This is a genomic window from Streptomyces sp. NBC_00335 (assembly GCF_036127095.1).
Taxonomy (GTDB): Bacteria; Actinomycetota; Actinomycetes; order Streptomycetales; family Streptomycetaceae; genus Streptomyces.
In genome coordinates, this window is sequence record NZ_CP108006.1 from 1,683,638 (window position 1) to 1,708,026 (window position 24,389).

The following is a 24,389-nucleotide window of genomic DNA, read 5'->3' on the forward strand; positions in this document are numbered from 1 at the left end:
TCTCCCAGGGGGATGCGGCGTGACGCGACTCGGGACTCGGACTCGGCAGCCTGAAGTGACTGGCGAGTAGCAAGTTAGCCCCCGGGGATTCAGCGCGATAGAGACGCGTACGAGACTCCGGTGAGCTTTTCCGAGGCGGCCCAGAGCCGTTCGCCGGACTTGTCGTCCAGGGTCCATTTCGCCCGCCAGGAGCGGTGCGGCGCGCCGCGAACGCTGAACCGCGGCCCGATGAACTCGTCCGGCCGGACCCCGGGCGCGGTGGCCGCGTACAGGGTGGGCAGCGCGCCGGAGGCCGCGGACTGGGCGATGACCCCGTTGCCGATGACGACGCCGAGGCCGTTGGCGGCGACCGCGAGCCGCGAGGTGAGGGTGGTGCCCGCCTGCGGGGCCGCCGCGACGTGCAGGTTGGTGGAGGAGTAGCCGGGGTGGGCGGCGGCCGCGACGATCCCGGATCCGGCGCTCGCGAGGCGCCGGGCGAGCTCGTGGGTGAAGAGCAGGTTCGCGGTTTTGGAACGGCCGTAGGCAATCCAACGCCGGTAGTTCCGCTCGCCGTTGAGGTCCTCGTGGTCCACGTCCCCGAAGACGTGGAAGCCGCTGGAGAGGTTGACGATCCGGGCTCCGGGCGGGGCGTCGAGGAGCCGGGGCAGCAGAAGTCCGGTGAGGGCGAAGTGACCGAGGTGATTGACCCCGAACTGCGTCTCGAACCCGTCGGCGGTCCGCCCGTACGGCAGGGCCATCACGCCGGCGTTGTTGACGAGCAGATCAAGGGCCCCGCCCCGGCGCCGCCCGTACGCGGCAGCGAACTCCCGCACGGAGCGCAGCTCTGCGAGGTCCAACGCCATGAACTCCACATCAGCGCCGGGCAGTTCGGCCCGCAAAGCGACCTCGGCGGCCCGCCCCCGGGCCGCGCTCCGGCAGGCCAGCACCACCGAGGCGCCGTGGCGCGCGAGTTCCCTGGCGGCGGCGTAGCCGATCCCGCTGTTGCCTCCGGTGACGATGGCCGCCCGCCCGCTCTGATCCGGCATCCGGCTAGCCTTCCAGCCCGCCATGGCAGCTCCTCCCGTCCCGGCGCCCCCACGGCCCACCGGCCCCCGCACCCTACTCCCGGAGCCCCGCCCGAAATCGAATGCGGCTGAATGCCGCCGCCAGGACGGATGAACAAGCGGTCCCGCCTACGTGTGGACGCAGCACGCCTCCGGCCAGACTGGGCGGCGTGAGCATGCACAGCGAGCCGGCCTCGAAAAAGGGCAGCGCAGACCACTCCGCTCCGACCTGGATCACCATTTCACTGTCCGGAGGTGGCTACAGGGCGGCCGTGTTCGCGGCTGGTTCCCTGCTCGCCGTTGCCGACTCTTCGCTCCGTTCCTCCGTGGCGTCGGTCAGCTCCGTGTCGGGAGGCAGCATCACGTCCGCCGTGACGGTAGGGGGGTTCGCCGAGCCCACGAGCGACGAGCCCGACCCCATGGGGCAACGCGTCCGCCTCCTGGCCGGGCTCGTGCAGACCCGAGTGATCGCCACCGAGTACCTGATCTCGATGCTCAAACCACTCCCGCTGGGACTCGCGGCTCTGCTTCTCCTGTTTCTCGCTTTTCCGGATCCGCGAGAAGAATCACAGAAAGTAATCTGGTTCGCCGCATTCATCCTCTCCGGAGTGTTCTTCCTCTTCGCCACGCATAGCCCCCTTGCACTCACCGCCATCCCCCGAAGCTGGTACGCAGTCCAGCGGGCCGTGGAAACACTCGTCTCACAGGTTCGCGGAACCATCGGATCAAGAGCAGGAACAACCCTGGAAGACATTGCACAAGATGAATCTACGCGGCGAATCTTCTGCACTACCGACCTCAGCTCAGGATCCCATGTATATTTCACGCCTGGCCACATTCTCACACCGGATGGGACTGGGCGGAACCCGAACGTATTCCTCTCGGACGTCGTGACAGCCTCCGCCTGCTTTCCAGGATTCAGACCGGTCGTCTTCCGGCGCACCGAGCTCGGACTTTCAGGAATTCCCCCAGCCAGGCAGCCGCGGGTCCATCACTACGGAAGACGCCTGCTCGTAGGACTGGCAGGATTCATTGGGGTTGGCGTAATTCTGTCAGCGCTTGCGATGAGACTCGCTGGACCGCTGAGCGACAACGAGAACTGGCGAAGTACAGTGCCGATCTTCGCAGCCATGGTGTTGGGCGGGGCGGCCATGGCAAGTCTGTGCGCTCGGACCTTGTGGGTTCGCGACGATCTCACCCTCGTTGACGGCGGAGTCTGCGACAACCTGGGCACAGCCTTCGCACTCCTCGCGCAAGATACCCGCTACCCAGACCTGCCCAGAATTGCCGGCACGGACAAGCCAGGGCTGATCCTGGTGGTCGACGCCTCGCAGCCATTCACCGCGCCAGAGCCTGGTTGGCGCGGGTTTGGCGAACTCATCCCCCTTCGCCTTCGGGGCGCTCAGCGCACAGTGCTCAAGTTGCTCGGAAATGCAAATTCAATGGCCCGAAAGCGCGCCATCCAACTTCTACTTTCCCCCGGATTCTCAAGTGCCGGCGCCATCGTCTCGATTGAACAAATCCCCGAACTTGGTCACGGTCAGGACTGGCCGGCCTTGGTCGAACGATCAAAACGCGTACGGACAACCTTGAACGCGCTAGACAACCTGGCGGTGCGCGATCTGCTCCAGCAGTCGTATCGACTCACCCAGACCGTTCTCGGAGACCATGGCGCAACACCAACCAGAGAGCGTTCCACAGAGGAGATCAACTCTTTGACTGAAGAGATCACGAACGACGAAATCATAGGGCTTTACAAGCAGGCGAAGGGACCGTATGCACGCAAGGATCGGCACGTCATTCTCATCGGTACGCTGACGGCAATTCTGTCCGTAAGCCTGATTGCGCGGTACCTGGCAGATTGGCTCTTCTTTCGCTAGCCGGCAGTGACCGCAGATCCTTCGCCGGCGGCAGCGCCAGCAGTTCCGGCTCTGGCCGCCGGGGCCGCCCGCCGGGGGTGCGGGGCGGGCCCAGTAGGCTGCGGGTCCACCCGCTTCCGTACCCCGAGGTCCACCCAGTGAGCTCCGCACCGCCCCCCGTACCCGTGTCGGTCGTCGGCCTCGGCGCCGACGGCTGGGACGGGCTGACCGCCCCCGCCCGGGCCGCGCTGGCCGGGGCCGAGGTGCTGATCGGCGGGCCCCGGCAGCTGGACCTGCTCCCCCTCGGGGAATGCGGCGGCATCCGGGTCGCGTGGCCCAGCCCGCTGCGCCCGGCCGTGCCGAAGCTGATGGCCGAGCACGCGGGCCGCCGCATCGCGGTGCTGGCCAGCGGCGACCCGATGTTCTACGGGATCGGCCGCGCCCTGTCCGAGGAGCTCGGCCCCGACGCCCTGCACGTCCTGCCGCACCCTTCCTCCGTCTCCTACGCCTGCGCCCGCCTCGGCTGGCCGGTGGAGGACACCGAGGTGGTCACGGTGGTCGGCCGCCCGGTGGCCCGCCTCTCGGCCGCTCTGTACGAGGGCCGCCGGGTCCTGGTGCTGAGCGCCGGAGCACCGACCCCAAACGAGATCGCCGCTCTGCTTCGAGAGCGGGGCTTCGGCCCCAGCCGGATGCGCGTCCTGGAACAGCTCGGCTCCGAGCACGAGGACGCGTACGAGGGCCTCGCCCAGAGCTGGGAACACCCGCCCGGCGACCCCCTCAACGTGGTCGCCGTCGACTGCCGCCGCGACCCCCGCGCCGAGACCCCCCGGCTCGGCGCGACCCCCGGTCTCCCCGACGCCGCCTACGAGCACGACGGCCAGCTCACCAAGCGCCACGTCCGCGCCGCCACCCTGTGCGCCCTCGCCCCCGCCCCCGGTGAACTGCTGTGGGACATCGGCGGCGGCTCCGGCTCCATCGGCATCGAGTGGATGCGCACGCACCCCTCCTGCCGGGCGGTGACCGTGGAGCGGGTGACGGAGCGGGCCGCGCGGATCACCCGTAACGCGGCCGCGCTCGGCGTGCCCGGCCTGCGCGTGGTCACCGGCTCCGCACCCGACGCGCTCGCCGGTCTGCCCGCCCCCGACGCGGTGTTCATCGGCGGCGGCCTGACCGCGCCGGGCCTGCTCGACGCGGCCTGGGAGGCACTGGCTCCCGGCGGCCGGCTTGTCGTCAACACCGTCACCCTGGAGTCGGAGGCGGTACTCGCCGACCGCTACCGCCGCCACGGCGGCGAGCTGGTGAAACTGGCCGTCGCGCACGCCGTGCCGGTCGGCGGTTTCACGGGCTGGCGCCAGGCGATGCCCGTCACCCAGTGGACGGTCACCAAGCCGCACCCGTCCCGCCCCCATCCCCAGCTCGACCAGACCGACCAGACCGACCAGACCGACCAGCCCAAGCCCAAGCCCGAAATGGTGGACCAGACGATATGACCGTGTACTTCATCGGTGCGGGCCCCGGCGCCGCCGACCTGATCACGGTGCGCGGCGCCCGGACGCTGGCCGCCGCCCCCGTCTGCCTCTACGCGGGCAGCCTGGTCCCGCGCGAACTGCTCGCCGAATGCCCGCCGGACGCCCGCCTGATCGACACCGCGCAGCTGAACCTGGACGAGATCATCGCCGAGTGCGTACGCGCGCACGCGGCCGGCCAGGACGTCGCCCGGCTCCACTCCGGCGACCCCTCCGTCTTCAGCGCCGTAGCGGAGCAGATGCGGCGGCTCGACGCGGCCGGCATCCCCTACGAGGTCGTCCCCGGCGTCCCCGCCTTCGCCGCGGCGGCCGCCGCGCTGAAGCGGGAGCTGACGGTCCCCACCGTCGGCCAGACCGTGATCCTGACCCGGATCTCCCAGCAGGCCACGCCGATGCCGCCCGGCGAGGACCTCGCCACCCTGGGCCGCAGCGGGGCGCTGCTGGTGCTGCACCTGGCCACCCGCTACGTCGACCGGGTCGTGGACGAACTCCTGCCGCACTACGGGGCCGAGTGCCCGGCGGCGGTGGTCGCGATGGCCAGCCGCCCCGACGAGCTGATCCTGCGCGGAACGCTGGCCGACATCGCCGCCCAGGTGAAGGAGGCCGGGCTGGTCCGCACCGCCGTCATCCTGGTGGGCCGCACCCTGGGCGCCGAACAGTTCCGCGACAGCCACCTGTACTCCGCCGAGCGCGACCGGCATGCCTGCTGATCCGACCGGCCCGGGTCCGCACGTCCTGATCCTCGGCGGCACCACGGAGGCCCGCCGCCTGGCGGAGGCGCTGGCCGTCGCCCCGGACTCCCCCCGGGTGACCACCTCCCTGGCCGGCCGGGTCGCCGCCCCGGTGCTCCCGCCCGGCGAGACCCGGATCGGCGGCTTCGGCGGTGCCGACGGGCTGGCGGCCTGGATCACCGCGCACGGGGTCACGCACCTGGTCGACGCCACGCACCCCTTCGCGGAGCGGATGAGCTTCAACGCGGCCGGGGCGGCGGCCCGTTCGGGCGTCCCCCTCCTGGCCCTGGGCCGTCCCGGCTGGTCCCCGGGCCCCGGGGACGACTGGCACTTCGCGGACTCCCTCACGGAGGCGGCCGCTCTTCTCCCCGGCCTCGGCACCCGCGCCTTCCTGACCACCGGCCGGATGGGACTGCACAGCTTCGCGCACCTCACCGAGCCCTGGTTCCTGGTGCGTTCGGTGGACCCCCCGGCGGGGCCCGTACCGCCGCGCCTCGAAGTGCTTCTGGCCCGGGGCCCGTTCACCCTCGCCGACGAACAGGCCCTCCTGGCCCGCCACCGCATCGACCTCCTGGTCACCAAGGACAGCGGCGGCTCGGCCACCGCCCCCAAACTCGCGGCCGCCCGCGACGCCGGCATCCCGGTCCTGGTCGTCCGCCGTCCGCCGGTCCCGGAGGGCGTCCCGCGGACCGGGTCGGTCGACGAGGTGTGCCACTGGTTGTCTCGCTGACTACCCTCGGCCCATGGACCCGGAAGAAGAGCACGGCGGCGAAGTCGTTCTGAGCGCCGCGGAGTACGAGGCCGTCGGAGCCGCCCTCTCCTCCCTCCCCGGGCCCGCGCGCGGCGGACCGGCCCCCTCCCTCGACCACCTCCTCCAGCGGTGGAAGGACCTGGTGGACGAGGTCGAGGAGGGCTACGGATGGTGTGCTCCCGAACTCGACAACGACCTCGCGTGCCGGGCCGCGCTCGCCCGGATCTGGCCGCTGCTGCCCCCTCGGGTCCGCGCGATCAGGCAGCCGGAACTCGACAGCGCGGACGAGCGCTACCGCCTCGCGACGGTTCCGTGGCCAGGGCGCCCCGAGGCGACCGCCGGCTGGTGGAAGTGGCGGATTCCCCGGCGCCTGGAGGTCGAGGCCTGCGAGGAGCGCGGAACGGACTGGCCGACGGGGTGGGAGATGATGCCGTTCCCCCGCCCGGCGGCCGTGGAAGTCTCGACATGACGCGACGACCGGCCGCGCCCCACGGCCGGCCACCGGCCACCGGCCCCGGCAACGCCGGAGGCCCGGCGCGGCGTTCCGCCCCGGGCCCCCTCGCTTCGTCAACCGACCGGGATCACCCGTACCGGCGCGGGGTCCAGGTCACCCGTGACCCGTCGGGACGCTCGGTCACCTGGGTCTGCGAGGAGCCGATCAGCAGGATCGTCCGCATGTCCACCTCGGACGGCTCCAGTTCGGCCAGCGTGACGATGCGGACCGACTGCTCCGGCCCGCCCACGTCGCGCGCCACGACCACCGGGGTCTGTGGTGCGCGCAGCTCCAGGAGCAGTTCGCGGGCCTGGGCCACCTGCCAAGTCCGGCTGCGGGAGCCCGGGTTGTACAGGGCCAGTACGAGATCGGCCGCGGCGGCCGCGCGCAGTCGCTCCGCGATGACCTCCCAGGGCTTGAGCCGGTCCGAGAGGGAGATGGTGGCGTAGTCGTGGCCGAGCGGGGCTCCGGCCGCGGCGGCCGCCGCGTTGGCGGCCGTCACCCCGGGCAGGACCCGTACGGGCACGTCCTTGTACTCGGGCTGCCCCGCGACCTCCAGGACGGCGGTGGCCATGGCGAAGACCCCGGGGTCGCCGCCGGAGACCACTGCCACCCGCTTGCCGCGCCGGGCCAGGTCGAGGGCGAACTCGGCGCGCTCCGACTCGACCTTGTTGTCCGAGCCGTGCCGGATCTGGCCCGGCTTGACCGGGACCCGGTCCAGGTACGTCGTGTATCCGACCAGCACCTCGGCGTCGGCCAGCACCCGCCGGGTCTCGGCGGTCAGCCACAGCGGTCCGGCCGGGCCGGTGCCGACGACGGCGACCTCACCGGGTCCGGACGGCACGCTGCCGGGGTTGCCGATCCGGCTGGGCACCACGGCGACGGCGAAGTACGGCACGGAGTCCGGGTCGGTGTCCGCCAGGACTCCGGTCCGCTCGCCGGCCATCGTCGCGCGTTCCACGTAGCGCGCCTCGGCGAGCCGGCCGCTGTTCTCCATGGCCCGCCGGATGGCGGGGAAGGTGCGGCCGAGCTTCATCACGACCGCGGAGTCGGTGGCGGCGAGGCGGGCCGTGAGCTCCTCCTCGGAGAGGGTGCCGGGCAGGATCGTCAGCACCTCCTCGCCCTCGACGAGCGGCATGCCGAGCCGGGCGGCGGCGGCGCTCACCGAGGTCACCCCGGGGATCACCTCGGTCTCGTACCGGTCGGAGAGCCGCTTGTGCATGTGCATGTACGAGCTGTAGAAGAGCGGGTCGCCCTCCGCGAGTACGGCGACGGTGCGGCCGGCGTCCAGGTGGACGGCGAGCCGGGCGGCGGAGGCCTCGTAGAACTCCTCCATCGCGCCCTGGTAGCCGCCGGGGTGGTCGGTGGTCTCGGTGGTGACCGGGTAGACCAGCGGCTCCTCGATGTGGTCGGCGCGCAGGTGCTTCGCGGCGATGGAGCGGGCGATCGAGCGGCCGTGGCGGGCGGAGTGGTACGCGACCACGTCGGCCTCCGCGATCACCTCGACGGCGCGCAGCGTCATCAGCGAGGGGTCGCCGGGCCCGAGCCCGACTCCGTAAAGGCGTCCGGTGCTCATTCGGCCACGCTCGCGATGGCGTTGACGGCGGCCGCGGCCATGGCGCTGCCGCCGCGCCGGCCACGGACGATCAAGTGGTCGAGCGCGGAGGGGTGTTCGGCGAGGGCGTCCTTGGACTCGGCGGCGCCGATGAACCCGACGGGGACCCCGATGACCGCGGCGGGGCGCGGGGCGCCCTCCTCGATCATCTCCAGCAGCCGGAAGAGCGCGGTCGGTGCGTTCCCGACGGCGATCACCGAGCCCTCCAACAGGCCCCGGTCCCGCCAGACTTCGAGGGCGGCGGCGCTGCGGGTCGTGCCCATCTTCGCGGCGAGTTCCGGCACGGCCGGGTCGGAGAGGGTGCAGATCACCTGGTTGTCGGCGGGCAGCCGCTTGCGGGTGACCCCGCTGGCGACCATCTGCACGTCGCACAGGATCGGCGCACCGGCCTCCAGGGCGGCGCGCGCCCGCAGGACCACCTCGGGCGAGTAGCCCAGGTCCCGGGTCAGGTCGGTCATCCCGCAGGCGTGAATCATGCGCACCGCGACCTGGGCGACCGAGGCGGGCAGCCCGGAGAGGTCCGCCTCGGCGCGGATCGTGGCAAAGGACTGGCGGTAGATCTCGGCGCCGTCCTTCTCGTACTCGAACACGGTGTACTCGCTCATTTCTTCACTGCGTCTTCGGACACTCGGGGTTGGCTGCGCGCGTCGGCGACGGCCTGGGCAAGTTCGTGGGACGGCACCGGGCGCCCGTCGAGCCGGTACCCGTCGGGGGTGGCGACGAGGTCGACCCAGGCGGCGCCGCGCGGATGCCCGCACCGGCGCTCGCACCCGGACCAGTGCACGGGCGCGCCGGCGGGCCCGGCGGGCCCGGCGGCCGGAGCCTCGCCGGCCGCGTCCACTACGGCCCGCGCGTCGGCGCGTACGTCGGACAGCGCCTTGGCGCAGCCCGGCCGCCCGGTACAGGCGGTGACGGATTCCCAGGGGCCGTCGGGCGCGACGGACAGGCCGGCGGCCACGAGCTGCGCGTAGCCGTCGACGGGCCTACGGGTGCTCGCCCGGGGCAGGACGATGCTCCGCCACGGGGTGATCCGCAGCTCGCCGTCGCCCGCCTTGCCGTCGCCCGCCTCGCCGTCGCCTTCCTCGCCCTCACCTGCGTCCGCGACGCTCACCAGCACCCGCCACTGGCCGGCGGTGAGCCGGCCGAGCGGGGGCAGGACGCACAGCGGCGTCCGGTCACCGGTGCCGGGTCCCCACGGTGCGGGCGGCGGCGCGTAGGGCCAGGCCACCTCGGGAACGACGGCCGCCGCGATACCGGCGGCGCCGAGCCGTACGGCGAACTCCCCGGTGTCCAGGGCGTGTACGGCGGGGAGTTCGGAGACCCGCCAGGCGCGGGTGCCGGCGGCGTCCGCGGAGTCGAGGAAGTACTCGGCCGCGAGCAGCGCGGCCCGCGGCGCGTCGGAGGCGTCCACCTCGACGGCACCCCGTGCCGCGCCGAGGCGGACCAGTGCCCGGCCCCGCGGTCGGCCGAGCACGGTGACATCGGGGTCGAGCGCGGCGACGTCCCCGCGCCCGTCGTCGATGGCGAACAGGAACCGTCCGGACAGGGCCGCCGCGCGGGTGCTCGCGCACAGCAGCCGGTCCAACTCCCCCACCCAGGGGGTGACATGGGGCCGCTCGGAGCCCAGGATCCCGGACAGCGGGGTCGCCACGATGTTCCGTATCCGCTCGTGGCCGGGGGCGGGCAGCAGCCCGGCTCCGTCCAGCAGCTCCGCCAGCCCGGCGCCGCAGCCTTCGGCGAGCCCGCGCAGCTGCACGTTCCCGCGCGAGGTGAGTTCCAGGTGCCCGTCCCCGAACCGGTCGGCGGCGAGCGCCAGTACCGAGGCCTGCCGGGCACTCAGCAGACCCCCCGGGATCCGCACCCGCGCCAGGTACCCGTCATCGGCGGCATGCAGGCGCAGCGCGCCGGGGCAGGCGTCGCCGCGATCCCGTATGACGGGTTCGTCCCGCACTGCGGCGGAGGGGGGCGTGGGCATGGCGGCGAGCATACCCACGATTCTGCGCCCACCCCCTGTGGCCCACACCACCCCGTTCCAGCCTGACGGCTGCCCGAATCCAGCCCACGGCCCGCCTCCGCGGAAACCGTCCGGGCTCCGCCCGAACCCTCCGGACCACCCGGACCCGCCGGGACGCCCGCGTGCCGCTGCGCGGGGCGAACTCCCCCACCCGCCCTTCCACCGTTCCCCGGGCCGGCCCTGACCCGGTCCTCAAACGCCGGACGGGCTGAAAGCAGGGGCCCGGGCTGCGCCCGGACCCCCTGGGGCTCCGCCTCAGACCCCGCGCCTCAAACGCCGGCGAGGCTGGATGTGGCCGACCTCCGATTGCACCTGCCCGCAGAGCAATTCCAGCCCCTCCGGCGTTTGAGGAGCGGGGGGCCGGGGGCCGGCCCCCCGGCGACGGCGCCGCACCCGGGGCGCCCACGGCCCCTGGAGGGCCCCCGCTCCCGGCCGGGGACCTGGCCCCCTAGGATGAGTCCAAGGCGGCCAACAGGCCCGCCATCGCCGAGGACGGCGACATGGGAGGAAGCCCGGTGCGAATCCGGCGCGGTCCCGCCACTGTGAATCCGCGCGGCAGCGAGCCGCACCGGATGAGTCAGGAACTCCCGCCGTCCTCACTGCCCGGGGCGCGGAAACCCCGAGGAAGGCCTGCCGCCGCATGATCCTGCTGCTGTCGACGTCCGACACCGATCTGCTCAGCGCCCGCGCAGCGAACGCCGGTGACGCTCCCGTCCCGTACCGCTTCGCGAACCCCTCCCGCCTTCCCCTCGACGACCTGCCCGGTCTCCTGGACGGCGTCACCCTGGTCGTCGTACGCCTCCTCGGCGGCCTGCGCGCCTGGCAGGACGGCCTCGACCTGCTCCTGGCCTCCGGCCAGACCCGCCCGGTGGTCGTGCTGACCGGTGAACAGGCCCCCGACGCCCAGCTGATGGAAGCCTCGACCGTCCCGATCGGCATCGCCGCCGAGGCGCACGGCTACCTCGCCCACGGCGGCCCGGCCAACCTGGAGCAGCTCGCCCGCTTCCTCTCCGACACCGTGTTGCTGACCGGCCACGGTTTCGAGCCCCCGGCGGCCTCCCCCACGTGGGGCCCGCTGGAGCGCACCCCCCAGATCACCGAGGGCCCCCGGATCGCGGTGCTCTACTACCGCGCGCACCAGATGAGCGGCAACACCGCCTTCGTGCACACCCTCTCCGAGGCGATCGAGGCCCACGGCGCCCAGGCGCTCCCCCTCTACGTCTCCTCCCTCCGCTCCCCGGAGCCGGAGCTGATCGAGCAGCTCGCGTCCGCCGACGCGATCGTCACCACCGTCCTGGCCGCAGGCGGCACCAAGCCCGCCACCGCCTCGGCCGGCGGTGACGACGAGTCCTGGGACGCCGGCGCCCTGGCCGCCCTCGGCGTGCCGATCCTGCAGGCCCTGTGCCTGACCGGCTCCCGGTCCGCCTGGGAGGAGAACGACGAGGGCCTGTCCCCCCTCGACGCCGCCACGCAGGTCGCCGTACCGGAGTTCGACGGCCGTCTGATCACCGTCCCGTTCTCCTTCAAGGAGCTGGACGAGGACGGCCTGCCCGCCTACGTCGCGGACCCCGAGCGGGCCGCCCGCGTGGCCGGCATCGCCGTGCGCCACGCGCGCCTGCGCCACATCGACCGCCGCGACAAGAAGATCGCCCTGGTCCTCTCCGCGTACCCCACCAAGCACTCCCGCATCGGCAACGCGGTCGGCCTCGACACCCCGGCCAGCGCCGTGGAGCTGCTGCGCACGCTCATCGCGGGCGGGTACGACTTCGGTCCCGTCGAGGACGTCCCGGGTCTGGTCTCCGGCGACGGCGACGAGCTGATCCGCGCCCTGATCGAGGCCGGCGGCCACGACCAGGACTGGCTCACCGAGGAGCAGCTCGCCCGCAATCCGGTCCGCATCCCGGCGGCCGACTACAAGCGCTGGTTCGCCGAGCTGCCGGCCGATCTGCGCGACAGCGTCACCGAGCACTGGGGCGAGGCTCCGGGCAACATGTTCGTGGACCGCTCCGCGAACCCCGAGGGCGACATCGTGCTGGCCGCACTGCGCCGCGCCAACCTCCTCATCCTCATCCAGCCGCCGCGCGGCTTCGGCGAGAACCCGATCGCGATCTACCACGACCCGGACCTGCCGCCCTCGCACCACTACCTGGCCGCGTACCGCTGGATCCAGGCCCGCGCCGAGGACGGCGGTTTCGGCGCCGACGCGATGATCCACCTGGGCAAGCACGGCAACCTGGAGTGGCTGCCGGGCAAGAACGCCGGCCTGTCGGCGTCCTGCGCCCCCGATGCCGCGCTCGGCGACCTGCCCCTCATCTACCCGTTCCTGGTCAACGACCCGGGCGAGGGCACCCAGGCCAAGCGCCGGGTGCACGCCACGCTGGTCGACCACCTGGTGCCGCCGATGGCGCGCGCGGAGTCGTACGGCGACATCGCGCGCCTGGAGCAGCACCTCGACGAGTACGCCCAGATCTCCGCGATGGACCCGGCGAAGCTGCCGGCCATCCGCGCGCAGATCTGGACCCTGATCCAGGCCGCGAAGCTGGACCACGACCTGGGTCTGGAGCAGCGCCCCGACGACGACGGCTTCGACGACTTCCTGCTGCACGTCGACGGCTGGCTGTGCGAGATCAAGGACGCCCAGATCCGCGACGGTCTGCACGTCCTGGGCGGCGCCCCGACCGGCGACGCCCGGGTCAACCTGGTCCTGGCCATCCTGCGCGCCCGCCAGATCTGGGGCGGTACGACGGCCCTGCCCGGTCTGCGCGAAGCGCTCGGCCTCGACGAGTCCGCGGCCACCCGCACCACCGCCGACGAGGCGGAGGAGACGGCCCGCGCGCTGGTCCAGGCGATGGAGGACGCGAACTGGGCCCCGGAGGCGGTGGCTTCGGTCGCCGCCGGATACTCGGCGGACGTGGCGGCCGTACTGGACTTCGCGGCCCGCGAGGTCGTCCCGCGCCTGGCCGGCACCACCGACGAGATCACCCACGTGGTCAGCGCCCTGGACGGCAACTTCGTCCCGGCGGGCCCCTCCGGCTCCCCGCTGCGCGGTCTGGTCAACGTGCTGCCGACCGGCCGCAACTTCTACTCGGTGGACCCGAAGGCCGTCCCCTCGCGCCTCGCGTGGGAGACGGGCCAGGCCCTGGCCGATTCCCTACTGACCCGCTACCGCACGGACAACGGCGAATGGCCCGCCTCCGTCGGCCTGTCCCTGTGGGGCACGAGCGCGATGCGCACCTCGGGCGACGACGTGGCCGAGGCCATGGCGCTGCTTGGTGTCCGCCCGGTCTGGGACGAGGCCTCGCGCCGCGTCACCGGCCTGGAGCCGATCCCGCTCGCCGAGCTCGGCCGGCCGCGCATCGACGTGACCTTGCGCATCTCGGGCTTCTTCCGCGACGCGTTCCCGCACGTCATCGGCCTGCTGGACGACGCGGTACGGCTGGCCGCCTCGCTGGAGGAGCCCGCGGAGGACAACTTCGTACGGGCCCACGCGCAGGCCGACCTGGCCGTGCACGGGGACGAGCGGCGGGCCACCACCCGGATCTTCGGCTCGCGCCCGGGCACGTACGGCGCGGGCATCCTGCAGCTGATCGACTCCCGCGACTGGCGCACCGACGCCGACCTCGCGGAGGTCTACACGGTGTGGGGCGGGTACGCGTACGGCCGTGGCCTCGAAGGGCGCGCGGCGCGCGAGGAGATGGAGACCGCCTACAAGCGGATCACGGTCGCGGCGAAGAACACCGACACCCGTGAGCACGACATCGCCGACTCCGACGACTACTTCCAGTACCACGGCGGCATGGTGGCCACCGTCCGCGCCCTGCGCGGCACGGCCCCCGAGGCGTACATCGGCGACTCGACCCGGCCCGAGACGGTCAAGACGCGCACGCTGGTCGAGGAGACCTCCCGCGTCTTCCGCGCCCGCGTCGTGAACCCGAAGTGGATCGAGGCGATGCGCCGCCACGGTTACAAGGGTGCCTTCGAGCTGGCCGCCACCGTCGACTACCTCTTCGGCTACGACGCCACGACCGGCGTGGTGGCCGACTGGATGTACGACAAGCTGACCGAGACGTACGTCCTGGACCCGGAGAACCGCGCCTTCCTGGAGGAGGCCAACCCCTGGGCCCTGCACGGGATCGCGGAGCGACTGCTGGAGGCGGAGTCCCGCGGCATGTGGGAGAAGCCGGACCCGCAGGTCCTGGAGGCGCTGCGCCAGGTGTACCTGGACACGGAGGGCAACCTCGAAGGCGAAAGCGACTAACCGGGCACCGGCTGGATCAGACTGAGCCGCATGTGCCATTACTGCGGCTGCCGCGAAATCCCCCTGATCAAGGAGTTCATCGCCGAGCACGAGGCGGTGACGAACGCCGCGGGCGACGCCCTGCGCGCCCTGGACGCGGGGGACCTCCCGAAGGCGCGGACCCTCGTCGCGGAGATGACGGCCGTTCTCCTCGCCCACTGGACGGGCGAGGAGGACGGCTTGTTCGCCGTCATGGGGCGGGACCCGGAGTACGCCCCGTACATCGCGGCGCTGGTGGCGGAACACCGCGAACTGGCGGCGTTCCTCGCCCGCGCCGATCTGGCGGACCCGGCGGACACGGCGGCGCTGCGCCGGGCGGTGGAGGAGCTCCACCACCACATCGCGAAGGAGGAGGACGGCCTCTTCCCCGCGTCCCTCACCGCCCTGACGGGCGATGATTGGGACCTGTCCATCAAGGCCTGGCGCACGGCCCATCCCGACGGGGACCTGAGGCCCGCCGGGTGACGGCCGGGGCGCCCCGGCGGCCTCCTACTTCGTGGTCTGGTTCAGCGCCACCAGGGCCTGCGCCCAGCGCGCGTACTTCAGCTGGCCGAAATCGGCGACGGTCTTCACGCCGAAGGCTTCGAGCAGCAGCTCGCCGTCCTTGTCGGTGACGCCCTTGAGCGCGGCCACCGGCGCCGCGAGCACCTCCGCGAGCGGCTTGTCGGCCCACGCCTTGTCCAGCACCTTGTCGAGGTCGATCGCCATGAGTCTCTCTCCCGGAACTCGAAAGTATGAACTGATGGCACAAACCTAGAACAATCGGACAAGCATCCCGGGGTGCGACACCCTGACCTTCCAGTGCCCCGACCACTCGCCCGGCCGGAAGCGGACCAGGGCCAGACCGAAGGCCACCGGGGGGCGGACCGAAGGGCGGGCAGCCCCCCTTGCCCCACGCGATTCCACGTATAATCCGCCCCGTTCACCCTGTACTTCGCGTCGGATTTCGGAATCGAAAAGGCTGTGACCAAGAAATGAATTCACTGCGGGCGCTTCTCGACGGCGGGATTCCGCTGGTGGCCGTCAGCTTCGACGACAGCGAGACCGAGCCGCGCGCAGACGCCGCGAAGAGCGCCGGCGTCGATGTGGCCGAACTGCGCGTCGACCGGTACGCGGCGACCGACACGGCCCACGTTCTGGCGCAGGTGGACGCGTTCAAGACACTGCCGGTACTGGCCACCATCCGGTCGGCCCGCGAAGGCGGCGACTGGAAGGGCACCGAGGCGCAGCGCCTCGAACTGTTCCGTGCGCTGGCTCCTCAGGTCCAGGCCGTGGACATCGAGCTCTCCTCCGGGGAAATCCTGTCCGAGGTGATCGAGGCCGCCCACCGGCACGACACGGTGGCGCTCGTCTCCTATCACAATTTCGAATTCACCCCGGCCACCGAGGAACTCCAGACCGTCATCGACGACGCGAAGAGCGCCGGCGCCGATGTGGTCAAGGTGTCCACCATGGTCCGGTCCGAGGGCGACGTGCGACGGCTGGCCTCGCTGCTGCTGCGCGCCGGAGCCGAGGACACCCGGCTGATCGTCATCGCCATGGGCGAGGCCGGAGCGGTCTCGCGCGTCTTCTTCCCGGCCCTCGGGTCGCGGATCACGTACTCCTTCTTCGGCGCCAGCTCCGCCCCGGGCCAGCTCGACTTCCCCGAGACCTTCGGCTTGCTGCGCAAGTTCTACCCGTCCTTCGACGAGCGGAAGTCCACCGGGGCCTGAGTCCCCGTGCGCCGGGGAGGGTCACCCACCCTTCGCCCCTCCCCGGCCACCATCACGGCAGCCTCTCTACCGGTCTCCAGCCCCACCCGTGACAGAACGGCACACACGTCACCTGATGAAGTGAACTCCCCCTTATCCCACCGGCAACACGGGTAGTGCCCTGCTGATCTCGTGAGGAATCAACGAGACAGTCAGATGAAAGGCCCACCCTGCCGTGACGCAGCCGTTTCAACTGCCGGATTTCTATGTGCCTTATCCGGCGCGACTGAACCCCCACCTGGAGGACGCCAGGGTCCACACCAAGAAGTGGGCCCGCGACTTCGGGATGCTGGAAGGTTCCGGCGTCTGGGAGGAGAGCGACCTCGACTCGCACGACTACGCCCTGCTCTGCTCGTACACCCACCCCGACTGCGGCAGCGAGGCGCTGTCCCTGGTCACCGACTGGTACGTGTGGGTGTTCTTCTTCGACGACCACTTCCTGGAGATGTACAAGCGCTCCCAGGACCGGGCGGGCGCCAAGGCCTACCTCGACCGGCTCGGCGCCTTCATGCCGATGGACCTGTCCGACGGGTTCCCCGAGGCCACCAACCCCGTCGAGGCCGGCCTCGCCGACCTGTGGGCCCGTACCGTCCCCGCCATGTCGATGGACTGGCGGGAACGGTTCTCCCTGTCCACCAAGAACCTGCTCGACGAGTCGATGTGGGAACTCGCCAACATCAACATCGGCCGGGTCTCCAACCCCCTCGAATACATCGAGATGCGCCGCAAGGTCGGCGGCGCGCCCTGGTCGGCCGGCCTCATCGAGTACGTCGCCGCGGAGGTTCCGGCCCGCGTCGCGCACTCCCGGCCCCTCGGCGTGCTGCGCGACGCCTTCTCCGACGCCGTGCACATCAGGAACGACATCTTCTCCTACCAGCGCGAGGTCTCCGAGGAGGGCGAACTCTCCAACGCCATCCTGGTGTTGGAGACCTTCCTCGGCTGCACCACCCAGGAGGCCGCCGAGGCCTCCAACGACCTCCTCACCTCCCGCCTCCAGCAGTTCGAGCAGACCGCCCTCGCCGAACTCCCCCAGCTCTTCGCCGACCACGCCATGAACCCGGCGGAGATCGCCGCCGTCCTCGCCTACGCCAAGGGGCTCCAGGACTGGCAGTCCGGCGGCCACGAGTGGCACATGGTCTCCAGCCGCTACATGAACAAGGAGGCCCGGGCCACGGCGCCGCTCACCCTGCCGTTCATGCCCTCGGGCCTCGGCACCACCGCGCTCGACCTCCGCTCCATCCTCGCCCCCCGCGCCCTGGAGCTGCGCCGGCGCTCCTTCACCCACGTCCCCTTCGAGCCCACCGGCCCCTCGATCGTCCCCGACATCTACATGCCGTTCCCGCTCGGCCTCAGCCCCCACCACGCCCGCGCCCGCGAGGAATCCGTCGCCTGGGCCAGGGAGATGGGCCTGATCGATCCGCAGCCCGGCGACCCCGGCTCGGCGATCTGGAACGAGGACAAGCTGCGCGGCTACGACTTCGCCCTCTGCTCCGCCGGCATCGACCCCGACGGAACACCCGAGGCCCTGACCCTCAACGCCTGCTGGCTGACCTGGGGAACGTACGGGGACGACTACTACCCGGTGGTCTTCGCCCAGTCCAAGAACCTCTCCGCCGCCAAGGCCACCACCGCCCGGCTCGTCGCCATGATCCCGGTGGACCACGCGGAGCAGCCGGTCGGGCTGACCGCGATGGAGCGGTCCCTCGGCGACCTGTGGGTGCGCACCAGCAAGGACATGACCCCCGAGATCCGGGCCGAGTTCCGGGCCACCCTCGTGAACATGCTGCACAGCTGGCTGTGGGAGATGGAGAACCAGATCCAGAACCGCATCCCCGACCCGGTGGACTACGCGGAGATGCGGCGGCACACCTTCGGCTCGCACCTCACGATGTACCTGTGCCGGCTCGGCCAGGCGGGCCGGGGCATCCCCGACGACATCTACGCCTCGGGCACCATCCGCTCCCTGGAGAACGCGGCCGCCGACTCCGCGTGCCTGATGAACGACATCTTCTCGTACCAGAAGGAGGTGGAGGTCGAGGGCGAGGTCCACAACTACGTGCTCGTGACCCGCAACTTCTTCGACATCGGCTACGAGGAGGCGCTGCACATCTGCCACTCGCTGATGACCCAGCGCACCGAGGAGTTCGAGCACATCGTCGCCCACCAGCTGCCGCTGCTCTACGAGGACTGGAAGCTGGACGCCGCAGCACGTGCCGGACTCGACGCGTACGTGGGCGAGTTGAAGGACTGGCTGGCCGGAATCCTGAACTGGCACGAGAAGACGGTCCGTTACCGCGAGGAGGACCTGCACCGCCTGGGCGACGGGATCTCCACCGCCGTCCTGAGCTCCGACTTCGGCATGTCGGCGGCCCGGATCTCCCTGCCCACCCCCTGAGCCAGGTCGCGGCGGGGGCCGTCCTCCCCCGCCGCGGACCCTTCAGAACTCGTCCGCCGTGTGCGGCAGCAGCGCGGTGCGCAGCCCCGCGTCCAGGGCCGCGGCCGCGCCGGGGGTGTGCTCCACCAGCAGGCCGGCCGCGGCCAGTTCGACGGCCCGGGTCCCGCCGAGGTAGCAGGCCGCGAGCTCCCGTACGTCCAGGGTCAGGTCCGGGTCCCGGCCGGCGGCGGGCTCGTACGCCGCCCCGTCGGGCCCGGCCTTCAGGAGGAACCGCCCCGCGTTCGCGGGCAGTCGTACGTCGGTCAGCTCCAGTACGAGTTCCACGGGCGCGGCCCACGACCGCCCGGTCAGCGCCGCCGCCACGTCGACCAGCCGCAGCCAGAGCGCCGGGAACACGGCGGTGACCCGGACCTGGTCGCGGTCGGCGGCGAAGTGCAGCAGCGGATCGTCGGCCGGCCGGCCCCAGGCGGTGATCCGGCCCGTGAGGTCGAGGGAGGCCAGGCATTCCCACAGGGCGGCCGCGGCCCGCGGGGTGTCGGCCTCCAGCTCGTCGACCCGGACCAGACCCGGGGTCCGCACGCCCTTGGTGTTCTCCTCGGGCTTCGTGCGGTAGAGGACGTAGCCCGCGATCGGCTCGCCCGGCTCCCCCAGGACGATGATCCGCGGCGGGCTGAGCTCCTCGTCCTCCTCGTCCTGCTCGATGAGCCACTCCTCGGTCCAGCGGCGCTCGCTGCGGGTGGGCCGCCCGGCCCGGACCGCGCGGGCCGCCTCGTGGTACGGGCCCACGACGGCGACGGCGTCCTTGGGGTCCGCGGTGGCGACCAGCCGCAGCGGCCGCCGGTCGGCCTCGATGCGCAGGGCCAGCGGCCGGGTGGAGTCGATCTCGATGGTGGCGCCCTGGGTGGCGCTGCCGTAGCCGAAGCGCCCGTAGATGGCGGCCTCGGAGGCCCACAGGGCGGCGACGGGGCTGCCGGCCGCCCCGGTCCGCCGCAGCATCTCGGCCATCAGTGCGGTCAGTACGCCGCGCCGGCGGTGGGTGGGGGCGACGGAGACGAAGGTGAGTCCGGGGCAGGGCAGGTCCGCCCCGGGCACCGAGAGCCGGAACGCGTGCGCGGCCATGAAGCCGACGATCGCGTCTCCGTCGTAGGCCCCGATCCGCGTGCAGTGACCGAGCAGCTCGTGGTGGCGCTCGCGCGCCTCCTTCTCGGGGCGGTCGTGGAAGACCAGGTACGCGAGCTCCAGAGCACGGTCGATGTCGGCCTCGGGCACCTCGCGGATCTCCACCATGATCCGGAGACTAATCGGTCATGGCGGACCAGTCACTTCATAAAGGGCACTTTCCGGCCCGCGCCAGGCGGGTTCCGCCCCCTCGACCGGGCGGGCTCCCGGCAGACCGGCCCCCGCCCGGTGCCGGATCAGCGCGCCGCGGGCCCCGTCCAGTCCGCCGGGACGTGTCCGAGGCGGACCCGCTGCGGGTGGTCACCGACGGGTACGGACACCCGCTTCGTGCCGGTCGCGAAGTCGATGGCCGTGACCTGGTCGGCGCCGCTCTCGGAGATCACGCAGCCGGAGCCGTCGCCGTCGACGGTGGCCCAGTAGGGCTTGGCGGCGGGCACGAGCGGTCCTTGTTCCAGGGTGGCCCGGTCCACGACGGTCACGTAGTCGTCCATGGTCCCGGCGACGCACAGCTTGGCCCCGTCCGGGCTCATCGACATGCCGTGGTGCCGGGAGTCGTTGACCCAGGTCGTGCGGTCGGCGCTGGTGGCGGGGTTCTCGGGGAGGGTCTTGATCCGGGTGATCCGGTCGGCGGCCACGTCGTACTCGACGAAGCCGTTGAAGAACGAGACCTGGAAGTAGAGCTTCGACTCGTCCGGGGCGAAGGACATGGGCCGCACCGCGTCGGACAGGTCGGAGCGGCCGAAGGCGTCGAGGCGGGCCCGCATGTCGATCACCCGGACCGGGCGCAGGGTCTGCGCGTCGGCGACCGTGATCTTGCGGTCGCCCTTCGTCCAGTCCAGCCAGGGCGCGTCGAGGGCGGAGGTGACGTCACCGATGGAGCTGTTCCACAGGTGGCGGCCGTCCCGGGTGAAGGCGTTCTCGTGCGGCTTGTCGCCCGTGGCGAAGGAGCCGACCTGGCGGCCGCTCGCCATGTCGAGGACGTGCACGGTGTTGGCGGTGGAGGCCGAGACCGCCACGCGGGTGCCGTCCGGGGAGACCGCCATGTGGTCGGCCCGGTAACCGGCGACGGGGAAGCGCCAGTTGACCCGGCCGGTGCGGACGTCGATGGAGACGACGTCGGCGAAACTGGGACGGGAGGCGACGACGGCGGAGCCGTCGGGGGTGGTGTACATATCGTCCACGAACTGGTCGTGGCCCTCGCCCGCGGTGGCCCGGACGCCCAGGAAGAAGCCGAGCTTCACCGGGTTGAGGTAGATCTCGCGGAGCCGCTCCTCCTTGTCCGGAACCATGTTGATCCGGCCCACCTTGGCCAGGTTCCCGGTGGAGGCGAGGACGTCGGCGGTGCCCTCCCAGTTGTTGCCCACGAACAAGACCTCGCGCGGGCCCGGGCCGGCGGACCCGGCGCCCGCCGGCGCCCCCGCCCCCGAACCCGCCGGCAACCCGGCGCCCGCCGCGGGCGCCGGACCCACGGCGAGGGCGGCCAGAGCCAGCGCGGCCACGGCCGCCAGGACCGGCAGAGCCGGCAGGGCGCGGTGGTTACTCGATCGACTGGCGAACATCCGGTCAACTCCGTTACGGGAAGACGCTGTTACCGGCCGGTAAGATAGGCGCAACAACGAAAGGGCGCAACCCCCAACGGGGTTGCGCCCTTTCCACACCGTGCTACAGCCCGTCACCTCTTCAAGCGACGGAACCGATCCTGCTGATCACCGTGTTCGCGACGTCCGGGTGGATCGGGATGTGCGCGCCGGTCAGGGCCGCGCCGCTGCCGCCGCGCCGGTTGGCGACGATCTCGGCGGCGATGGACAGCGCGGTCTCCTCCGGGGAGCGGGCCCCGAGGTCCAGGCCGATCGGGGAGCGCAGCCGGGCCAGTTCCAGCTCGGTCACACCGACCTCGCGCAGCCGCTTGTTGCGGTCCTCGTGGGTGCGGCGGGAGCCCATGGCGCCGACGTAGGCGACGGGAAGTTTGAGGGCCAGTTCGAGGAGCGGGACATCGAACTTGGCGTCGTGCGTGAGGACGCACAGGACCGTCCGGCCGTCGACCGTACCGGCGGAGGACTGCTCCTCCAGGTAGCGGTGCGGCCAGTCGACCACGATCTCGTCCGCTTCGGGGAAACGCTTCTTCGTGGCGAACACGGGCCGGGCGTCGCACAGCGTCACCCGGTAGCCGAGGAACTTGCCGATCCGCACCAGGGCGGAGGCGAAGTCGATGGCCCCGAAGACGATCATCCGGGGCGGCGGGACACTGGACTCGACCAGCACCTTGAGCGGCTCTCCGCAGAGGCGGCCGTCGGCGCCGATCTCCAGCACGCCGGTCTTGCCGGCGTCGAGCATGGCCCGGGCCTCTTCGGCGATGGCGCGGTCCAGCTCGGGGTGACCGCCGAACCCGCCCTCGTAGGAGCCTTCGCCCCGGACGAGTACGGCGCGGCCCATGAGCTCGGCCGGGCCTTCGGCGATCCGGGCGACCGCCGCCGCCTCCCCGCGGGCGGCGGCGGCCAGCGAGGCCGCGAACACCTCCCGTGCGGGAGAGCCCACGGGGACCGGGGTGACCAGGATGTCGATGATTCCGCCGCAGGTCAGACCGACGGCGAAGGCATCGTCATCGCTGTACCCGAAGCGCTCCTGGACGGTCTCGCCGTCTTCGAGCGCCTGCTGGCACAGCTCGTACACCGCACCCTCCACGCATCCGCCGGAGACCGAACCGATGGCCGTGCCGTCGGTGTCGACGGCGAGGGCCGCTCCGGGCTGCCTGGGCGCGCTCCCGCCGACCGCCACGACCGTGGCGACGGCGAAGTCACGTCCCTGCTCGACCCACCGGTTCAATTCTTCGGCGATATCCAGCATGGGGGCCTCCTCGGAGGGGTTCAGTTTCCAGTATCGGATACGTGGAGGGTGCGGTCGTGCGCTACGGATCAGGTCGATCGGACCTGGTCAGGTCGGCTCAGCCGACGCCGAGCCAGCTCTCGATCGGGTGGAGCGCGAAGAAGACCAGGAAGATTCCGGTCAGCGCCCACATGAAGCCACCGATCTCACGGGCCTTGCCCTGCGCGACCTTGATGGCGACGTAGGAGATGACACCCGCGGCGACACCGGCGGTGATCGAGTACGTGAAGGGCATGACCACGACGGTCAGGAAGACCGGGATCGAGGTCGAGCTGTCGGCCCAGTCCACGTGGCGGGCGTTCTGCATCATCATCGCGCCGATGACGACCAGGGCCGCGGAGGCGACCTCACCCGGGACGATCTGCGTGATCGGGGTGAAGAAGAGGCAGGCGGCGAAGAAGAGGCCGGTGACGACGGAGGCGAGGCCTGTGCGGGCACCCTCACCGACGCCGGTCGCGGACTCGACGAACACGGTCTGGCCGGAGCCACCGGAGATGCCACCGATGGCGCCACCGGCACCGTCGATGAACAGCGCCTTGGACAGGCCCGGCATGCGGCCCTGCTCGTCGGCCAGCTTGGCCTCGGTGCCGACGCCGATGATGGTGGCCATCGCGTCGAAGAAGCCGGCAAGAACCAGGGTGAAGACGATCATGCCGACCGTCATGTAGCCGACGTCGCCCCAGCCGCCGAAGGAGACGTCACCGAAGAGCGAGAAGTCCGGCGCCGAGACCGCGGAGCCGTTGAGCTCCGGCGGGCCGTTCTTCCAGGCCTTCGGGTCGATGTCCACGATGGCGTTGAGGATCGCGGCGAGGACGGTGCCACCGACGATGCCGATCAGGATCGCGCCGGGCACCTTGCGGGCCTGGAGCATGAAGATGGCGATCAGGGTGACGGCGAAGAGCAGGACGGGCCAGCCGGAGAGCTCACCGGTCGCGCCGAGCTGGACGGGGGGCATGAACTCCCCGCCGTTGCCGACGAAGCCCGCCTTCACGAAGCCGATCAGGGCGACGAAGAGGCCGATGCCCATGGTGATGGCGTGCTTGAGCGCGAGGGGTATCGCGTTCATGATCATCTCTCGGAGGCCGGTGACGACCAGGAGACAGATCACGACGCCGTAGACCACGCACATGCCCATGGCCTGCGGCCAGGTCATCTGGGGGGCCACCTGCGATGCCAGCACGCCGGACACGGAGAGGCCGGCCGCGAGCGCGAGCGGGACCTTGCCGACGAAGCCCATGAGGAGCGTCGTGACGGCTGCGGCGAAGGCGGTGGCGGTGATGATCGCCGAGGCGGCCATCTTGTTGCCGTCGACGTCCGCGCCCGAGAGGAGCAGGGGGTTCAGCAGGAGGATGTAGGCCATGGCCATGAAGGTCGTGATACCGCCACGAACTTCGTTGCCGACCTTGGATCCGCGCTTGCTGATGTGAAAGTAACGGTCGAGCCAAGACTGTCCAGCGGGGGTCGAAGGGCCGTTTCCGGCTTCCTCCGCACTGGTCTTGGGCTCCACAGAAGACTGGGTCATGGTGCCTAACTCCCAAGGTTCAAAGGGGCACCCGCATAAAGATTGGAGACACGGGATTTGGGAAAACGCGTTTGGCTGCACGACCCGGGGTGACGGCCCGAGGCGACGCAAATTGTGCACTGCGTGTACTGCGGGTACTGCGAGGGTTCTGCGGTACGGCTGGTACTCCTGGTGTCACCTGGGGTAGGCGGTGCACCGGGGGGTACTACGTGGGGGTACTTCCGGGGAAAACTTGACCGCGAGCGGTGCGGTGCTGATGACTCCGGACTTCGTGCTCCGGGCGGTGCGGCTGGAAGTGTGACGTTCCCGTGTCACACCGCCCGGAAATCT

The 24,389-nt window shown here is 71.5% G+C and carries 18 protein-coding genes and 1 riboswitch; of the genes, 9 read left to right on the plus strand and 9 right to left on the minus strand.

Going from position 1 to position 24,389, the window contains the following annotated elements; all coding sequences use genetic code 11:
* Positions 1-89: 89 nt before the first annotated feature.
* The gene (locus OHA37_RS07575) at positions 90-1,049 is read right to left on the minus strand and encodes an oxidoreductase (protein WP_266903572.1); all 960 of its coding nucleotides are present in this window, start codon (positions 1,047-1,049) and stop codon (positions 90-92) included.
* A gap of 164 nt (positions 1,050-1,213) precedes the next feature.
* Between OHA37_RS07575 and OHA37_RS07580 the strand changes: the two genes are divergently transcribed.
* From OHA37_RS07580 to OHA37_RS07600, 5 genes are all read left to right on the plus strand, one after another.
* On the plus strand, positions 1,214-2,923 hold the full coding sequence (locus OHA37_RS07580) for a hypothetical protein (protein ID WP_266903573.1): 1,710 nt from the start codon (positions 1,214-1,216) through the stop codon (positions 2,921-2,923).
* A 137-nt stretch (positions 2,924-3,060) separates the two neighbouring features.
* Complete coding sequence (cbiE, locus tag OHA37_RS07585) at positions 3,061-4,392, plus strand: precorrin-6y C5,15-methyltransferase (decarboxylating) subunit CbiE (RefSeq protein WP_266903574.1); 1,332 nt, start codon at positions 3,061-3,063, stop codon at positions 4,390-4,392.
* Positions 4,389-5,138 carry a precorrin-4 C(11)-methyltransferase gene (cobM, locus tag OHA37_RS07590; RefSeq protein WP_266903575.1) on the plus strand — a complete coding sequence of 250 codons (750 nt, stop codon included), beginning with the start codon at positions 4,389-4,391 and terminating at the stop codon, positions 5,136-5,138. Before cbiE ends, cobM begins: the two co-directional genes overlap by 4 nt.
* Positions 5,128-5,889 carry a cobalt-precorrin-6A reductase gene (locus OHA37_RS07595; protein ID WP_266903576.1) on the plus strand — a complete coding sequence of 254 codons (762 nt, stop codon included), beginning with the start codon at positions 5,128-5,130 and terminating at the stop codon, positions 5,887-5,889. Before cobM ends, OHA37_RS07595 begins: the two co-directional genes overlap by 11 nt.
* Before the next feature lie 13 nt (positions 5,890-5,902).
* A complete protein-coding gene (locus OHA37_RS07600; RefSeq protein WP_266903577.1) occupies positions 5,903-6,379 on the plus strand; it encodes a hypothetical protein in 477 nt (158 codons plus the stop codon).
* 112 nt (positions 6,380-6,491) lie between these two features.
* Here the strand turns inward: OHA37_RS07600 and OHA37_RS07605 are convergent, their stop codons facing one another.
* From OHA37_RS07605 to OHA37_RS07615, 3 genes are read right to left on the minus strand one after another with little or no spacing between them, the layout of a single operon-like run.
* A complete protein-coding gene (locus OHA37_RS07605) occupies positions 6,492-7,979 on the minus strand; it encodes a precorrin-2 C(20)-methyltransferase (protein ID WP_266903578.1) in 1,488 nt (495 codons plus the stop codon).
* Positions 7,976-8,623 (minus strand): precorrin-8X methylmutase, encoded by a 648-nt coding sequence (locus OHA37_RS07610; RefSeq protein WP_243338785.1) that lies wholly within the window; start codon positions 8,621-8,623, stop codon positions 7,976-7,978. The genes OHA37_RS07605 and OHA37_RS07610 overlap by 4 nt, the downstream gene beginning before the upstream one ends.
* A complete protein-coding gene (locus OHA37_RS07615; protein WP_266903579.1) occupies positions 8,620-9,993 on the minus strand; it encodes a cobalamin biosynthesis protein CobG in 1,374 nt (457 codons plus the stop codon). Before OHA37_RS07615 ends, OHA37_RS07610 begins: the two co-directional genes overlap by 4 nt.
* Before the next feature lie 522 nt (positions 9,994-10,515).
* Positions 10,516-10,619, plus strand: a riboswitch (cobalamin riboswitch).
* A gap of 53 nt (positions 10,620-10,672) precedes the next feature.
* On the opposite strand from OHA37_RS07615, the gene cobN reads away from it, so the two are divergent.
* Both cobN and OHA37_RS07625 read left to right on the plus strand, forming a co-directional pair.
* A complete protein-coding gene (gene cobN / locus OHA37_RS07620; RefSeq protein WP_266903580.1) occupies positions 10,673-14,290 on the plus strand; it encodes a cobaltochelatase subunit CobN in 3,618 nt (1,205 codons plus the stop codon).
* Positions 14,291-14,320: 30 nt separating this feature from the next.
* A complete protein-coding gene (locus tag OHA37_RS07625; RefSeq protein ID WP_266903581.1) occupies positions 14,321-14,794 on the plus strand; it encodes a hemerythrin domain-containing protein in 474 nt (157 codons plus the stop codon).
* A gap of 24 nt (positions 14,795-14,818) precedes the next feature.
* Here OHA37_RS07625 and OHA37_RS07630 read toward each other — a convergent pair whose 3' ends face one another.
* Positions 14,819-15,037, minus strand: coding sequence for a hypothetical protein (locus tag OHA37_RS07630; protein ID WP_243338778.1), 219 nt, complete (start codon positions 15,035-15,037; stop codon positions 14,819-14,821).
* Between the two features lie 266 nt (positions 15,038-15,303).
* Between OHA37_RS07630 and aroD the strand changes: the two genes are divergently transcribed.
* Positions 15,304-16,041, plus strand: coding sequence for a type I 3-dehydroquinate dehydratase (gene aroD, locus OHA37_RS07635; RefSeq protein WP_266903582.1), 738 nt, complete (start codon positions 15,304-15,306; stop codon positions 16,039-16,041).
* 214 nt (positions 16,042-16,255) lie between these two features.
* The gene (locus OHA37_RS07640) at positions 16,256-18,475 is read left to right on the plus strand and encodes a terpene synthase family protein (RefSeq protein ID WP_266903583.1); all 2,220 of its coding nucleotides are present in this window, start codon (positions 16,256-16,258) and stop codon (positions 18,473-18,475) included.
* Between the two features lie 42 nt (positions 18,476-18,517).
* On the opposite strand, the gene OHA37_RS07645 is transcribed toward OHA37_RS07640, so the two are convergent.
* The 4 genes from OHA37_RS07645 to OHA37_RS07660 form a co-directional block, all read right to left on the minus strand.
* Entirely contained in the window at positions 18,518-19,762 is a 1,245-nt protein-coding gene (locus OHA37_RS07645; RefSeq protein ID WP_266903584.1) for a GNAT family N-acetyltransferase, read from the minus strand.
* 128 nt (positions 19,763-19,890) lie between these two features.
* The gene (locus OHA37_RS07650) at positions 19,891-21,213 is read right to left on the minus strand and encodes a YncE family protein (RefSeq protein WP_266903585.1); all 1,323 of its coding nucleotides are present in this window, start codon (positions 21,211-21,213) and stop codon (positions 19,891-19,893) included.
* A gap of 121 nt (positions 21,214-21,334) precedes the next feature.
* On the minus strand, positions 21,335-22,498 hold the full coding sequence (locus OHA37_RS07655) for an XdhC family protein (RefSeq protein WP_266903586.1): 1,164 nt from the start codon (positions 22,496-22,498) through the stop codon (positions 21,335-21,337).
* Positions 22,499-22,595: 97 nt separating this feature from the next.
* Complete coding sequence (locus OHA37_RS07660; protein WP_266903587.1) at positions 22,596-24,059, minus strand: NCS2 family permease; 1,464 nt, start codon at positions 24,057-24,059, stop codon at positions 22,596-22,598.
* Between the last annotated feature and the right edge of the window lie 330 nt (positions 24,060-24,389).

Bases quoted from the DNA above. Each gene is read 5' to 3' on its own strand.
- OHA37_RS07575 (WP_266903572.1), bottom strand. From the start codon at position 1,049: ATGGCGGGCTGGAAGGCTAGCCGGATGCCGGATCAGAGCGGGCGGGCG.
- cobM (WP_266903575.1), top strand. From the start codon at position 4,389: ATGACCGTGTACTTCATCGGTGCGGGCCCCGGCGCCGCCGACCTGATC.
- OHA37_RS07595 (WP_266903576.1), top strand. From the start codon at position 5,128: ATGCCTGCTGATCCGACCGGCCCGGGTCCGCACGTCCTGATCCTCGGC.
- OHA37_RS07600 (WP_266903577.1), top strand. From the start codon at position 5,903: ATGGACCCGGAAGAAGAGCACGGCGGCGAAGTCGTTCTGAGCGCCGCG.
- OHA37_RS07605 (WP_266903578.1), bottom strand. From the start codon at position 7,979: ATGAGCACCGGACGCCTTTACGGAGTCGGGCTCGGGCCCGGCGACCCC.
- OHA37_RS07610 (WP_243338785.1), bottom strand. From the start codon at position 8,623: ATGAGCGAGTACACCGTGTTCGAGTACGAGAAGGACGGCGCCGAGATC.
- OHA37_RS07615 (WP_266903579.1), bottom strand. From the start codon at position 9,993: ATGCCCACGCCCCCCTCCGCCGCAGTGCGGGACGAACCCGTCATACGG.
- cobN (WP_266903580.1), top strand. From the start codon at position 10,673: ATGATCCTGCTGCTGTCGACGTCCGACACCGATCTGCTCAGCGCCCGC.
- OHA37_RS07625 (WP_266903581.1), top strand. From the start codon at position 14,321: ATGTGCCATTACTGCGGCTGCCGCGAAATCCCCCTGATCAAGGAGTTC.
- OHA37_RS07630 (WP_243338778.1), bottom strand. From the start codon at position 15,037: ATGGCGATCGACCTCGACAAGGTGCTGGACAAGGCGTGGGCCGACAAG.
- aroD (WP_266903582.1), top strand. From the start codon at position 15,304: ATGAATTCACTGCGGGCGCTTCTCGACGGCGGGATTCCGCTGGTGGCC.
- OHA37_RS07645 (WP_266903584.1), bottom strand. From the start codon at position 19,762: ATGGTGGAGATCCGCGAGGTGCCCGAGGCCGACATCGACCGTGCTCTG.
- OHA37_RS07650 (WP_266903585.1), bottom strand. From the start codon at position 21,213: ATGTTCGCCAGTCGATCGAGTAACCACCGCGCCCTGCCGGCTCTGCCG.
- OHA37_RS07655 (WP_266903586.1), bottom strand. From the start codon at position 22,498: ATGCTGGATATCGCCGAAGAATTGAACCGGTGGGTCGAGCAGGGACGT.
- OHA37_RS07660 (WP_266903587.1), bottom strand. From the start codon at position 24,059: ATGACCCAGTCTTCTGTGGAGCCCAAGACCAGTGCGGAGGAAGCCGGA.